General features: G+C 67.4%; 19 protein-coding genes. 12 read left to right on the top strand and 7 right to left on the bottom strand.

What is annotated here, in order from left to right; genetic code table 11:
* The first annotated feature begins 60 nt into the window (after positions 1–60).
* Entirely contained in the window at positions 61–723 is a 663-nt protein-coding gene (locus tag LI94_RS03300; protein WP_046300295.1) for a TrkA family potassium uptake protein, read from the top strand.
* Here LI94_RS03300 and LI94_RS03295 read toward each other — a convergent pair.
* Positions 709–1383 carry a DUF3159 domain-containing protein gene (locus LI94_RS03295; protein ID WP_046300294.1) on the bottom strand — a complete coding sequence of 225 codons (675 nt, stop codon included), beginning with the start codon at positions 1381–1383 and terminating at the stop codon, positions 709–711. The two genes, LI94_RS03300 and LI94_RS03295, sit on opposite strands and share 15 nt — an antisense overlap.
* A 49-nt stretch (positions 1384–1432) precedes the next feature.
* Positions 1433–1804, bottom strand: coding sequence for an OB-fold nucleic acid binding domain-containing protein (locus LI94_RS03290; protein ID WP_024441567.1), 372 nt, complete (start codon positions 1802–1804; stop codon positions 1433–1435).
* Positions 1805–1916: 112 nt separating this feature from the next.
* Here LI94_RS03290 and LI94_RS03285 point away from each other — a divergent pair, with 112 nt between their 5' ends.
* Positions 1917–2618, top strand: coding sequence for an alpha/beta fold hydrolase (locus LI94_RS03285; protein WP_046300293.1), 702 nt, complete (start codon positions 1917–1919; stop codon positions 2616–2618).
* Between the two features lie 93 nt (positions 2619–2711).
* Here LI94_RS03285 and LI94_RS03280 read toward each other — a convergent pair whose 3' ends face one another.
* Together LI94_RS03280 and dut are read right to left on the bottom strand one after the other, a co-directional pair.
* Positions 2712–3527 carry a DUF3710 domain-containing protein gene (locus LI94_RS03280; protein WP_239651143.1) on the bottom strand — a complete coding sequence of 272 codons (816 nt, stop codon included), beginning with the start codon at positions 3525–3527 and terminating at the stop codon, positions 2712–2714.
* A 36-nt stretch (positions 3528–3563) separates the two neighbouring features.
* Entirely contained in the window at positions 3564–4028 is a 465-nt protein-coding gene (dut, locus tag LI94_RS03275; protein ID WP_024443813.1) for a dUTP diphosphatase, read from the bottom strand.
* A gap of 25 nt (positions 4029–4053) precedes the next feature.
* On the opposite strand from dut, the gene LI94_RS03270 reads away from it, so the two are divergent.
* Complete coding sequence (locus tag LI94_RS03270; RefSeq protein ID WP_046300291.1) at positions 4054–4539, top strand: DUF3093 domain-containing protein; 486 nt, start codon at positions 4054–4056, stop codon at positions 4537–4539.
* 122 nt (positions 4540–4661) lie between these two features.
* Here the strand turns inward: LI94_RS03270 and LI94_RS03265 are convergent, their stop codons facing one another.
* A complete protein-coding gene (locus tag LI94_RS03265; RefSeq protein ID WP_013829371.1) occupies positions 4662–4964 on the bottom strand; it encodes a DUF4193 domain-containing protein in 303 nt (100 codons plus the stop codon).
* A gap of 171 nt (positions 4965–5135) precedes the next feature.
* On the opposite strand from LI94_RS03265, the gene cei reads away from it, so the two are divergent.
* From cei to LI94_RS03240, 5 genes are all read left to right on the top strand, one after another.
* The gene (cei, locus tag LI94_RS03260) at positions 5136–5786 is read left to right on the top strand and encodes an envelope integrity protein Cei (RefSeq protein ID WP_046300290.1); all 651 of its coding nucleotides are present in this window, start codon (positions 5136–5138) and stop codon (positions 5784–5786) included.
* 26 nt (positions 5787–5812) lie between these two features.
* Positions 5813–6625: an ROK family protein gene (locus tag LI94_RS03255; RefSeq protein ID WP_046300289.1), complete on the top strand. Its 813-nt coding sequence runs from the start codon at positions 5813–5815 to the stop codon at positions 6623–6625.
* Between the two features lie 186 nt (positions 6626–6811).
* Positions 6812–8332, top strand: coding sequence for an RNA polymerase sigma factor (locus LI94_RS03250; protein ID WP_046300318.1), 1521 nt, complete (start codon positions 6812–6814; stop codon positions 8330–8332).
* An 11-nt stretch (positions 8333–8343) separates the two neighbouring features.
* Complete coding sequence (locus LI94_RS03245; RefSeq protein WP_046300288.1) at positions 8344–9420, top strand: methyltransferase; 1077 nt, start codon at positions 8344–8346, stop codon at positions 9418–9420.
* 38 nt (positions 9421–9458) lie between these two features.
* Positions 9459–9746, top strand: coding sequence for a hypothetical protein (locus LI94_RS03240; protein ID WP_024443819.1), 288 nt, complete (start codon positions 9459–9461; stop codon positions 9744–9746).
* On the opposite strand, the gene LI94_RS03235 is transcribed toward LI94_RS03240, so the two are convergent.
* Positions 9697–10062, bottom strand: coding sequence for a DUF952 domain-containing protein (locus tag LI94_RS03235; RefSeq protein WP_081654639.1), 366 nt, complete (start codon positions 10060–10062; stop codon positions 9697–9699). The genes LI94_RS03240 and LI94_RS03235 overlap by 50 nt on opposite strands.
* Before the next feature lie 119 nt (positions 10063–10181).
* Between LI94_RS03235 and LI94_RS03230 the strand changes: the two genes are divergently transcribed.
* On the top strand, positions 10182–10376 hold the full coding sequence (locus tag LI94_RS03230; RefSeq protein ID WP_046300287.1) for a hypothetical protein: 195 nt from the start codon (positions 10182–10184) through the stop codon (positions 10374–10376).
* Between the two features lie 74 nt (positions 10377–10450).
* Positions 10451–11407 (top strand): YihY/virulence factor BrkB family protein, encoded by a 957-nt coding sequence (locus LI94_RS03225; protein ID WP_024443822.1) that lies wholly within the window; start codon positions 10451–10453, stop codon positions 11405–11407.
* On the opposite strand, the gene LI94_RS03220 is transcribed toward LI94_RS03225, so the two are convergent.
* Positions 11394–11633, bottom strand: a complete 240-nt coding sequence (locus tag LI94_RS03220) for a DUF3039 domain-containing protein (protein WP_036458716.1) — start codon at positions 11631–11633, stop codon at positions 11394–11396. The genes LI94_RS03225 and LI94_RS03220 overlap by 14 nt on opposite strands.
* Positions 11634–11698: 65 nt before the next feature.
* On the opposite strand from LI94_RS03220, the gene LI94_RS03215 reads away from it, so the two are divergent.
* Positions 11699–12124 (top strand): DUF3099 domain-containing protein, encoded by a 426-nt coding sequence (locus LI94_RS03215; RefSeq protein ID WP_024443824.1) that lies wholly within the window; start codon positions 11699–11701, stop codon positions 12122–12124.
* Between the two features lie 128 nt (positions 12125–12252).
* Positions 12253–13218 (top strand): sigma-70 family RNA polymerase sigma factor, encoded by a 966-nt coding sequence (locus tag LI94_RS03210; RefSeq protein WP_036458705.1) that lies wholly within the window; start codon positions 12253–12255, stop codon positions 13216–13218.
* The last annotated feature ends 21 nt before the right edge of the window (positions 13219–13239 follow it).

Here is a 13239-nt window from a genome sequence, read left to right as displayed (position 1 = left end):
GCGCGCCGTCGATGAAGGCGCGGACGGAGCCCGGGTAGCCAGGGTTGAGGAGCGGCGCAAATGAAAGTAGTCGTAGCCGGCGCCGGCGCGGTCGGACGATCGATTGCGCGCGAGCTGCTCGACAGCGATCACCAGGTGACGCTGATCGAGCGCAACCCGGACCACGTCGACACCGAGGACATCGCCGACGCGGAGTGGCATCTGGGCGATGCCTGCGAGCTCAGCCTGCTGGAGTCGGTGCACCTGGAATCCTTCGACGTGGTGATCGCCGCCACCGGCGACGACAAGGCCAACGTGGTGCTGTCCTTGCTCGCCAAGACCGAATTCGCGGTACCGCGGGTGGTGGCCCGGGTCAACGATCCCCGCAACGAGTGGCTGTTCACCGACGCGTGGGGGGTAGATGTCGCGGTCTCCACGCCGCGCATGCTGGCCTCACTGGTCGAGGAGGCGGTCGCGGTCGGAGACCTGGTCCGGCTCATGGAGTTCCGCAAGGGTCAGGCCAACCTGCTGGAGATCACCCTGCCCGACGACACCCCGTGGGGCGGAAAGCCGGTGCGCAAGCTCGTCCTACCGCGCGATGCCGCGCTGGTGACGATCCTGCGCGGGACACGGGTGATCGTGCCGCAGGACGACGAGCCGCTCGAAGGCGGCGACGAGCTGTTGTTCGTCGCATCCAGTGGCGTCGAGACCGAACTGCGCGCGCTGCTGCTACCGGCCCACTGAGCGCGGTTCGGGCTCGGCCTCGCCGACGGCCGGGCGCTCATCCAGCGCGCGCTGCACGTATTTGACCGCCAGGTAGGTGACCACCGCTGCCACCGCGGTCAACGGCCAGCCCATGGCGATGCGCGCCACTCCCAGCCAGCCGGTCTGATCGGCGTTGTAGAGCAGTCGCTGGACCACGAAGCGGGAGCCGAACACCAGCGCCCAGGTCAACGTCGCGAGATCATAGGCGTAAATGGCCGACCGCAGCTCGCGCCAGGTCTGGGGCTGGCCGCTGGCCCATGACCAGATGTAGCCGACCGCTGGACGGCGGATCAGGATCGATGCGGCGAACACGACCGCCCACACCAGCGATGTCCAGATTCCGAGCAGGAAATAGCCCTTGGAGTCGCCCATCAGATAGGCGATCAAGGTGCAGACGGCGACCCCGAAGAACCCGGAGATGGCCGGTTGGCTGGATTGCTTGCGGATTAGGCGCCAGACCAGCACCGCCGCGGCCACACCCAACGCCGCCAGGACGGCGGCGCGCAGTCCGAAGAGATTGGAGGTCGGCACGAACACCACGATCGGTAACGAGGAGTAGATCACCCCGGCCAGGCCGCCGATCTGTTCCAGGAGCCGCTGCGGTCCCTGGGCGCCCTCGGCGCTGTATTCCTCGCTCATCGCTGCACCGGCCCGAAGGAAGGCGCGATCACTGCTGGATTTCGCGCGATCACTGCTGGATTTCGTAGTGGGGGTTGTAGATGGCCTTGCAGCCGCTTTCGAGTTTGCCCAGCCGGCCGTGCACCCGCAACGTGCGGCCGGAGTCGATTCCGGGGATGCGTCGCTGCCCCAGCCATACCAGCGTCACCGTGTCGGTGCCGTCGAAAAGCTCGGCACGGACCCCACCCACGCAGCCCTTGGCGTTGGCTTCGACGCTGCGCAGTACCCCGACCATGGTGACCTCTTGGCCGCGTTGGCAGTCGATCGCACGCTGCGCGCCGGTATTGAGCGCCTCGTCCGACAGCTCTTCGACGTCACGCAGCTCGGGATCTTCTGTCAATCGCCGAGTCAGCCGGCGCAGGTACCCTTTCGGAGCAGCCATTGCCCTCTCCCTCAATCGTGTGCGCACGCTACGGTAGACCTGTTGAATATCGAATGCCACATGACCTGCCCACGGGGTGGCTGACAACACCCAAACACGATCAAGGGGTGGCATGGTTCTGCGCGGCGTGACGGCCGTCCTGCTGCCGGGGACCGGATCCGACGACGACTACATCCGCCGAGCGTTCTCGTCTCCGTTGCAGCAGGTGGGTGCCGAATTGGTCACTCACCGCCCGCAGCCCGGCCGTCTTGTCCAGGGCTACCTCGAGGCGCTGGATGCGGCGGCCACGCGCTGTGGCCCGATCCTCGCCGGCGGGGTTTCGATCGGCGCGGCGGTGGCCACGATGTGGGCTCTGCGCCATCCCGAACGCGTGGTCGGGGTGCTGGCTGCGCTGCCCGCTTGGAGCGGCACCCCCGAGGACGCCCCGGCAGCCCAGGCCGCGCGCTATAGCGCCGGGCAGTTGCGCAGCGACGGCCTGGCCGCCGTGCTGGCCCAGATGCGGGCATCGAGCCCGACGTGGCTCGGCGACGAGTTGACCCGCTCATGGACTGCTCAGTGGCCGCAACTGCCCGACGCGCTGGAGGAGGCCGCGAGCTACGTCGCGCCGACGCACGCCCAGCTGGCGGGCCTGACCGTGCCGATGGGTCTGACCGCGGCGGTTGACGACGCGGTTCATCCGCTGCAGACCGCCGCCGAATGGGCCGCCGCCGCGCCGCGCGCGGCGCTGCGCACCGTCACCCTGGACCAGATCGGCGCCGATCCGGCCGCCTTGGGCGCCGCCTGCGTCACCGCGCTGACCATCGCGGCCGGCTGATCGGCGGTCCAGCTTCGCCTCTCCTGCGTCGAGGCTCGCTAACCGCACCGGCTGATCGGCGGTCCAGCTTCGCCTCTCCTGCGTCGAGGCTCGCTAACCGCCGGTGATAGTGCGCAACTGCTGCATCGCGGATCCCTCCACGCTGCGGCGTGCGGCCGGCGCCGGCGGTACGTCCCCGCCGCCGCCGAACACGCCGGCCTGCTGCGCCGCGGCCAGCTGTTGGGCTGCGGCCTGCTGGGCCGCCGCCTGCTGCGCTGCGGCCTGCTGCGCCGCGGCAGCCCGCAACTGCTCGGCCATCGGCTCAGGTAGCCGGACCGGCAGCGGGGTGCGCACCGGCAGCGGAGTGTCGCCACGCCGGACGACCGTGTCCGCCAGCGCGTCTCGGGCCTGCTGTGCGAGCACATCCATGGTCTCGGGCCGACCGTTGATGACACAGCGCACCATCCAGCGGTAGCCGTCGACACCGATGAACCGGACAGCACCGGTGGCCGAACCGAGCACTTCCCGGCCCCACGGCCCGTCGACGATGCTGACCATCGCGTTGTCCCTGCGCAGCGCGTCGGCCAGCTCACCGGCCACCTCGCGCCACAGACCCGGCGACTTCGGCGCCGCATAGGCGGCGATGTTGAACCGGCCGTTGGGCGTCACCAGCCACACCGCGCTGGGGACACCCGCCTCACTCAGTTCCACCTGGACCTGAGCGCCCGCGGGCATGGGCAGCAGCACCGAACCCAGGTCGAGTCGGGCCGTCGTCGCCGCTGCGGGGTCGTCGAAATCTTCGATGTCGAAGGGGCCCTCCAGCTCCTCCGCATCGGATGCGAACTCGTCCGCTGCTCCGGAGGCTTCCGGCTCGGCGCTCGTCGGCTCCTCGGCCTCGCGCTTGCCTTTACCCCTACCGAATGCCATCACAGCCGCCCATCTTCATCGCTTCTTCGTCACAAGCCATCACAGGCTCGCGTGCCCACCGGAGGACCCGTGTCCACCGGAACCACGGGTCGTCGGTTCCAGCCCGGCCTCATCGAACGAGGTCACCTCGACCAGTTCCGGAAGCTCGACCCGCTGTACCAGCAGCTGGGCGATCCGGTCGCCGCGGTGGATCTCGATCGGCACCGCAGAGTCCAGGTTGATCAATGAGACCTTTATCTCACCACGATAGCCCGCGTCGACGGTGCCGGGACTGTTGACAATCGAAAGGCCCACCCGCGCAGCCAAACCCGACCGAGGGTGGATGAGGCCGACCATGCCGAACGGAATTGCCACGGCGATTCCGGTGGGTACCAGGGCACGTTGACCTGGGCCCAACTCGACATCGATCGCGCTGCAGAGGTCGACGCCGGCATCGCCGGCGTGCGCACGGCTCGGCAGTGGAAGATCCGGATCCAGGCGAACAACCGCAAGACTGGGTGACACGAGGCGCAAGACTACTCTTAGCCGGATGTCGGGGTCGCGCGTGAACCATCGGGCATCGCAAACAGTGCGCTACAGCGAACAGCTGTGGGTGCCGTGGTGGTGGTGGCCACTGGGGTTCTTGGGTAACGGTCTGATGGCCTACGAAGTCCGCTTGGGCCTGCGCAATCTGCCCGGCTGGCTGCCGTTCGCGGTGTTCTTCGCGATCACCGTCGGCGCCCTGTTGTGGCTGGGACGCATCAAGGTCCGCGTCGTCGAATGCGGCGGGGAAACGCAGTTGTGGGCAGGTGACGCGCACCTGCCCACCACGGCGATCGCGCGCTGCGCCGAGGTCCCGCAGTCGGCCAAGTCAGCAGCGCTGGGCCGCCAGCTCGACCCGGCGGCATATGTCGTCCATCGCGGCTGGGTGGGGCCCATGATCTTGGCCGTCCTCGATGATCCCGACGACCCGACGCCGTACTGGCTGGTCAGCTGCCGCAATCCGCAGCGGCTGCTGGCGGCGTTGCAGGCCTAGCGCCGATCATCGACGCGACGGGGTCAGGCACTGCGGAACGCCCACACCTACCGGGTGGGCCGGCCCTCCCGGGAAAGGGCCGTCGCCGCCGGACTAAGCAGGATTGAGCGGGACAGGCCCGGTCAGGCCGCGCAGTCGGTGCAGATCATCACACCGTTCTTCTCACTGGCCAGACGGCTGCGGTGCTGAACCAGGAAACAGCTGGAGCAGGTGAACTCGTCGGCCTGCTTCGGAACGACACGCACCGACAGTTCCTCACCGGACAAGTCGGCGCCCGGCAGCTCGAACGACTCGGCCGATTCGGACTCGTCGACGTCGACCACAGCGGACTGCGCCTCGTTCCGCCGCGCCTTGAGTTCCTCTAACGAATCCTCGGAAACGTCGTCGGTCTCGGTGCGCCGCGGGGCGTCGTAATCGGTAGCCATGGTCTTCATCCCCTCAAGTCCCCTCGAAACCCTGCGCGAGCTTTGTACCAGCGTCGAACGCATCCACCAAATGATTCGTGCCCGGATCGCGGTCAGATTAAGTGTGATTTACGTCACATTGCATTCCTGACCACGGTGATCGCCCCCGCGGACGCCCTCTAGAGTGCGTACGTGGTCGCGCAAATCACTACCGGTACCGAGTTCGACAAGCACGGTCGGCCGTTCCGGCGACGCAACAACCGACCGGCCGCCTACGCCCTGGCCGCGTTGGCATTGCTGACCGCCGTGGCATGGGGGGTAGCACTCACCCGGCCGGTCGATATCCATGAGGTCGCGGTGTGCAACGCGCCGCCGGCGCCGACTGAGCCCGACCAGCCCCGCCTGGGCACTCAGGTACCGCGTGCCGCCATGATCAGCACCACCCCCGCCAAACTGGCCGACATCAAGTCCCGCGTCCTCAACGCCAGCGGCCGAGCCGGGCAGGCCGCCGATGTCGCCGACGCGCTGCGCGACGACGGCTTCGCCCAACCGACCGCCGCCAACGACCCCATCTACGCCGAGGACCGGCTGGACTGCCAGGGTCAGATTCGGTTCGGCCCGGCGGGCCAGGCCGCCGCGGCAGCACTGTGGCTGGTGGCGCCGTGCACGGAACTGTTCCGCGACGACCGCGCCGACGATTCGGTGGATCTGGCGGTCGGCAGCGACTTCGTCAGCCTGTCGCACAGCGATGACATCGAGGCCGCGCTGGCCGGCTTGCGGCCGGACGCCACCGGGTTGCCCGACCCCGCATTGCTGACCAAGATTCATTCCGGCACCTGCTGACGACCTCTCGCCGAACAGGAGATCCGATGACCGGCCCCGACCCCGTCCCCGCCCCGATCGAGGACCGTCCGATCGCCGGTGCGCGACGTCAGCGACGGGCCTTCGGCGTCGACGTCGGCGGCAGCGGCATCAAGGGGGGCGTCGTCGATCTGGACACCGGCGCTCTGATCGGTGAGCGGTTCAAGCTGCCCACGCCCAGCCCCGCCACTCCGGTCTTGGTCGCCCAGACCGTCGCCGCGGTGGTCCGGGACTTCGGGTGGACCGGCCCGCTGGGTGTCACCTATCCGGGCGTGGTGGTCAACGGCGTCGTACAGACCGCCGCCAACGTGGACAAGTCCTGGATCGGGCTGAACGCGCAGGAGACGATCGCCGCCGAACTCGACGGTCAGCGGATCGTCATCCTCAACGACGCTGACGCCGCCGGGCTGGCCGAGGAGCGGTTCGGGGCAGGCAAGAACAACAGCGGCGTAGTCGTGTTGCTCACCTTCGGGACCGGAATCGGTTCGGCGGTGATTCACAACGGAAAGCTGCTGCCCAACACCGAACTCGGCCACATCGAGGTGGGTGGCAAAGAAGCCGAACACCGGGCCGCCGCGTCGGTCAAGGAGCGCAAGAACTGGTCCATGGAGAAGTGGGCCAAGCAGGTGACCATGGTGCTGATCGCGATTGAGGACGCACTGTGCCCGGACCTGATCATCGTCGGCGGCGGTATCAGCCGCAAAGCCGATCGGTGGGTGCCGCTACTGGGCAACCGGACCCCGGTGGTCGCCGCGACACTGCAGAACACCGCGGGCATTGTCGGGGCCGCGATGGCGTCATCGGCCGACGTGACCCGCTGAATAACGCCCGCTCGACGATTACTGCCTCACCCTGTCGTTACAATGGTCGACGGCGGCCGCCTAACCGATAGCGGCGACTATCCCAGTTGATCACCAACTGAAATAGAGCCGACATTCGACATACCCGACACTTTCGGTTGCGCACGACGCTGCGACCCGAAAGTCAGTCCGACCGAAGGGGTGGACGTGGCAGCGAGCAAGGCACAGCCGGCGACTGAGGAGCCCAAGAAGGGCAGTGCCACCAAGGCACCCGCCAAAGCCGCCGTGAAGTCGCCTGCCAAGGCTCCCGCCAAAGCTGCCGCCGCGGCGCCCGCCAAGCGGACCGCGGCCAAGGCCACCAAGGCAGCGGCGCCCGCCAAGAAGGCCGCCAAGTCGACGACGCGTGGCGCCGCCGCTGACGGCGCCGCCAAGCCCGCGACCCGGTCGACCCGGGGCCCGGCGAAGAAGGCCGCCAAGGCCACCAAGGCCAGCGCGAAGAACGCCGACGCCGGCGCGGCACCCGAAGATCTCGACACCGACGTAGAGCTGGACGGCGAGCCCGGCGTTGACGACATCGACGACGCCGACCTGAGCCTGGACGAACTCGATGACGACGACACCGACTCGGCTGCCGAGGGCGACGGCGCCACGTCAGGCGCGTCGGCGGACTCGGCCGAGGACGGCGAGGAGGGCGACGACGACGAGATCGCCGAGCCCAGCGAGAAGGACAAGGCTTCCGGCGACTTTGTCTGGGACGAAGAGGAATCCGAAGCGCTGCGGCAGGCCCGCAAGGATGCCGAGCTCACCGCCTCGGCCGACTCGGTGCGCGCCTACCTCAAGCAGATCGGCAAGGTCGCGCTGCTCAACGCCGAGGAGGAAGTCGAGCTGGCCAAGCGCATCGAGGCCGGCCTGTTCGCGACCCAGAAGATGGCCGAGCACACCGAGAAGGGCGAGAAGCTCGCGGTCGCCTACCGGCGTGACATGGCGTGGATCTGTCGCGACGGCGACCGGGCCAAGAACCACCTGCTCGAGGCCAACCTGCGACTGGTGGTCTCGCTGGCCAAGCGTTACACCGGCCGCGGGATGGCGTTCCTGGACCTGATCCAGGAGGGCAACCTCGGTCTGATCCGCGCGGTCGAGAAGTTCGACTACACCAAGGGCTACAAGTTCTCCACCTACGCCACCTGGTGGATCCGCCAGGCCATCACCCGTGCCATGGCCGACCAAGCACGCACCATCCGTATCCCGGTGCACATGGTCGAGGTGATCAACAAGCTCGGCCGCATCCAGCGCGAGCTGCTGCAGGACCTGGGCCGCGAGCCCACCCCCGAGGAACTGGCCAGGGAGATGGACATCACCCCGGAGAAGGTGCTGGAGATCCAGCAGTACGCCCGCGAGCCCATCTCGCTGGACCAGACCATCGGCGACGAGGGCGACTCGCAGCTCGGTGACTTCATCGAGGACTCCGAGGCTGTCGTCGCGGTCGACGCCGTGTCGTTCACCTTGCTCCAGGACCAGCTGCAGTCGGTGCTCGAGACGCTCTCCGAGCGTGAGGCCGGCGTGGTGCGGCTGCGGTTCGGCCTCACCGATGGCCAGCCGCGGACCCTCGACGAGATCGGCCAGGTCTACGGGGTCACCCGTGAGCGCATTCGTCAGATCGAGTCGAAGACGATGTCAAAACTCCGGCATCCCAGCCGGTCCCAGGTCTTGCGCGACTACCTCGACTAGCGCGCGGCGATATGGCCAAGACACCCCCGGCGGCAGTGCTCAGTGCCGTCAACGCATTTCGTGGTGGCCTGCAGCGCCTACGCCAGGCCACCGTCCCGGCGTCGGTGGCGATCATGGAGCTGGGCTTCGGCGGATGGCTGACCCAGGCGCTTGCCGCCGCGGTGCGACTCGGTATCGCCGACGCGCTCAGTGCTGGTCCGCTGAGCGCGGACGAGGTCGCCCGCCGCGTAGGCACCGATCCGCGCGCCACCTACCGCCTGATGCGCGCACTGGCCAGCCACTCGGTGCTGAAGCTGCGCCGCGACGGCCGGTTCGCCCTGACCCGTACCGGGCGAGCGCTGGTCTCTGACAACCCGGCCGGCGTGGCGCCGATGCTGGCGTTCGTCGGCCACCCGGCGCACCGGGAGCACTGGTCGAACCTGGAGCACTCCGTACGGACGGGTGAAACCGCCGTCACCAAGGTGCGCGGAATGTCGTTCTTCGACTACACCGACACCGACCCCGAACTGGCGCAGGTCTTCAATGACGCCATGACCGGCGCGTCCGCTATGGCGATCGAAAGTGCTGTTCCCGCCTACGATTTCAGCAAAAGCAAGCTGATCGTGGATGTGGGCGGCGGTCACGGCGCGCTGCTGGCTGCGGTGCTGCGTCAGGCGCCGAATGCCCGCGGCGTGCTGTTCGACCTGCCGCAGGTGGTGGCCGGCGCCGGTGCGACGGTGGCCGACGTGGCGTCACGCTGCGATCTGAGCGGCGGGTCGTTCTTCGAGTCGGTCCCCGCCGGTGGCGACACCTACCTGCTCAAGACCGTTATCCACGATTGGAACGACGAGCAGTCGTTGGCGATTCTGCGCAATGTCCGGGCCGCCATCGCGCCGGGCGGCAAGGTGCTGCTGTTCGAGATGGTGCTGCCCGAGCGCGCGCCAGCCCACCTGGGGATGGTGCTCGACCTGGAGATGCTGGTTGCCGCCGGCGGACAGGAGCGCACCCGGCGGGAATACGCCGAACTGCTGTCCCAGGCGGGATTCGAGCTGCGACGGGTGGTGGCCACCGCCAGCCCGCTGGCGATCGTCGAGGCCCGAGCGGTCTAGGACGCCGATGCCTACGTTGCGGCGTAGGATCGCCCAGCATGCCGACCGAGGACGCAGCGCAGGCGACTTTTGCCGCGTTGTTGAAGCGTGCCGCCACCCACGGCCATCGGGTGCCACCCGAGGCCGATCTCAATCCCGCCGTGCTCGATGCGATCAACGCGGTCGCCGCCGCCTGGCCGCGAGTGCCCGCGATTTTGATCACCAAGGCGCAGACCACGTTCGCCCGTAGCGAACTCACCCGAGTGTCGGCAGCCAAGCCGACGACCCCGTTCCACCTCAACCGGCCGGAGCGAACACACCGTCCGGGCCGGGCCGGTAATCACTGACACCGATCACCGCCTCGACGGGCAACGGCCCGTACAGGTGCGGGAACAGCATGGACTCCGGATCGCTCGGTACGCCTGGCTCCCAGCGCACCGGTGCGCCGACTTTAGCCGGATCCACCTGCAGCAACACCAGATCCGCACAGCCTCGATACAGCCGGTTCGCGGGCAGGTGCACCTGTTGCGGGGTGGACATGTGCACGAAACCCACGCTGTCCAACGACTCCGGGCGCACTGTTCCGGAAGCCTGCGCCTGCGCCCAGTCCCCGGCGCTGCACAGGTGTACCAGCACATCGGGCGGGATCACGGATCGTGTCATGGCACCGATCCTGCCGCACCGGCGCTGGGGTGAGACACGACACAGCCGAACCGGGGAACAACGCCGAACGCTCAAGCGTCTGACACACTTGAGAACAACCGCGAGAAACGGAGGAGCCCATGAACGCGACTCTGACCAGTCCTGAGCTCACTCGGGCTGATCGATGCGACCGGTGCGGTGCCGCCGCACGGGTACGAGCCACGCTACCCTCCGGTGCCGAACTTCTTTTCTGCCAGCACCACGCCAACGAGCACGAAGCCAAGCTGGTCGAGCTGGCCGCCGTGATTCAGGTCAGCGCAGCGACTGACGCGTAACCGGAGCCGGCACGCAACACGCCCGGCTGCGCGATTGTGCAATAGCAGCACCCGTCAGGAATGCTGGGCTGGTCATGAGTGACCAGATCCCCAAACCTTCCCGTCATCACCTGCTCCGTATTGCACGCCGCACTCTGGTCAAGAGCTGGGACGATTCGATCTTCGCCGAATCGGCGCAGGCGGGGTTCTGGTCGGTGTTGTCACTGCCACCGTTGTTGCTGGGAATGCTGGGCAGTCTGTCCTACATCGCGCCGCTGTTCGGACCGGACACGCTGGCCACCATCCAGGACCGGTTGATCGGTATGGCCAGCAGCTTCTTCTCGAAGAACGTCGTGGTGGAGATCATCGAGCCGACCGTGCGGGACATTGTGGCCAATGCCCGCGGCGAGGTGGTCTCGCTGGGATTCGTGATCTCGTTGTGGGCCGGCTCGTCGGCGATCTCGGCGTTCGTCGACTCAGTGGTCGAGGCACACGATCAGACGCCGCTGCGACACCCGGTGCGACAACGCTTCTTCGCGTTGGGTCTCTACGTGGCGATGCTGGTGATCGCCGTGGCCACCGCGCCGTTGGCCGCACTGGGACCGCACGCGATCGCCGAGCACCTGCCGGCCCAGTGGACCGACGTGCTGCGGTTCGGCTACTACCCGGCACTGGTGCTGGGATTGCTGCTGGCGGTGACGGTGCTCTATCGGGTGTCGCTGCCCAAGCCGCTGCCCTCACATCGGCTGGTGTTCGGCGCGCTGCTGGCCACCACGGTGTTCGTGGTGGCGACGATGGGGCTGCGGATCTACCTCCGCTACATCACCAGCACCGGCTACACCTATGGGGCGCTGGCGACGCCGATCGCCTTCTTGTTGTTCGCGTTCCTGCTCGGCTTCGCCATCATGCTGGGCGCAGAGCTGAACGCAGCGGTGCAAGAGGAGTGGCCGGCGCAGGCCACTCACCTGCACCAGCTGCGTACCTGGGTGGTGTCACGAGCCGGCCAGACCGGTCCAGACCGCGATGACACCGATCCGGTCAAGCCTGCTTGAGCGTCGCGTAGATCTTCTTGCAGTCCGGGCAGACCGGGGAACCCGGCTTGGCCGACTTGGTCACCGGGAATACCTCACCGCACAGCGCCACAACGTGCGTGCCCATGACCGCGCTTTCGGCGATCTTGTCCTTCTTGACGTAGTGGAAGTACTTCGGGGTGTCGCCGTCGGTCCCGTCATCAACGCGTTCCTCGGAATCGGTGCGCTCAAGGGTGTCGGTCTGTATGCCCATATCCCCATTGTGCCCAGAACTGGAGTTGATCCAAAACCCCTCGTGCCACCGAATCGCTCGTGTGGGACAGTGGAGTAATGAAGCACGGCCCCGAGCTGGGTTTCGACGACGACGGCAGACCGGTTCTGATCACCGCGGCCGCGCCGTCCTTTGAGCAGCAGCACCGCGAACGGGTACGCAAGTACCTGACCTTGATGGCGTTCCGGGTGCCTGCCCTGATTCTGGCCGCGATCGCCTACGGAATGTGGCACAACGGCCTGATCTCCCTGCTGATATTGGTGGCGTCGATCCCGCTGCCGTGGATGGCCGTGTTGATCGCCAACGACCGGCCTCCTCGCAGTGCCGACGAGCCCCGCCGCTACGACGCAGCCCCGACCCGCACGCCGCTGTTTCCCACCGGCACCCGCCCTGCCCTGGAGCGGCCGAAGCACCCGGAATCGGGAGACGACGCCCCAGGCGAAGCGCCGCACGGTACCGGTTCTTAGCACATTCTCAAAGTCATTCCCGTATTTCCGCACGTCAAGTGGTGTGGAAAAGCGGTCGGCCGGGAACTCTGCACGCGTGTCGGACGTTGACACCTGTGACAGCAGAAGCCGATCAACGGGAGGCCGCAATGGCAAAGGCAGATGCCACCACCAGTCGGATCGACGGCGATTTGGACGCGCAGAGCCCAGCCGCAGATCTAGTGCGGGTGTACCTCAACGGGATCGGCAAGACAGCATTGCTCAATGCCGCTGACGAGGTAGAGCTCGCCAAACGGATCGAGGCCGGACTGTACGCCCAGCACCTGCTCGACACCCGCAAGCGTTTTGGCGAGAAGCGCAAGCGCGAACTCGCCGCGGTGGTACGAGACGGCGAAGCCGCCCGCCGGCACCTGCTGGAGGCCAACCTGCGCCTGGTGGTCTCCCTGGCCAAGCGCTACACCGGCCGGGGCATGCCACTGCTGGACCTGATCCAGGAAGGCAATCTGGGGTTGATCCGCGCAATGGAGAAGTTCGACTACGCAAAGGGTTTCAAGTTCTCCACCTATGCGACCTGGTGGATCCGCCAGGCCATCACCCGCGGGATGGCGGATCAGAGCCGCACCATCCGGCTGCCGGTCCACTTGGTCGAACAGGTCAACAAGCTGGCTCGGATCAAACGGGAAATGCATCAGCAGCTGGGCCGCGAGGCCACTGACGAGGAACTGGCCGCCGAGTCCGGCATCCCAGCGGAGAAGATCAACGACCTGCTCGAGCACAGCCGCGACCCGGTCAGTCTCGACATGCCGGTCGGCTCCGACGAGGAGGCCCCGCTGGGTGACTTCATCGAGGACTCCGAGGCGATGTCGGCGGAGAACGCGGTGATCTCCGAGCTGTTGCACACCGATATCCGCAGCGTGCTGGCCACCCTCGACGAACGCGAGCATCAGGTGATCCGGCTGCGGTTCGGCCTCGACGACGGACAGCCCCGCACGCTGGACCAGATCGGCAAGCTGTTCGGTCTGTCACGCGAGCGGGTCCGCCAGATCGAGCGCGAGGTGATGGCCAAGCTGCGCCACGGTGAGCGGGCCGACCGCCTGCGCTCGTACGCCAGCTGACACCTGTCTCTTATACACATC

Origin of the sequence: Mycobacterium sp. UM_Kg27, assembly GCF_000972905.1 — a bacterium.
Taxonomy (GTDB): Bacteria; Actinomycetota; Actinomycetes; order Mycobacteriales; family Mycobacteriaceae; genus Mycobacterium.
The sequence above is the reverse complement of the archived record's forward strand: the minus strand, read 5'-3'. Positions and strand labels throughout refer to the sequence as shown.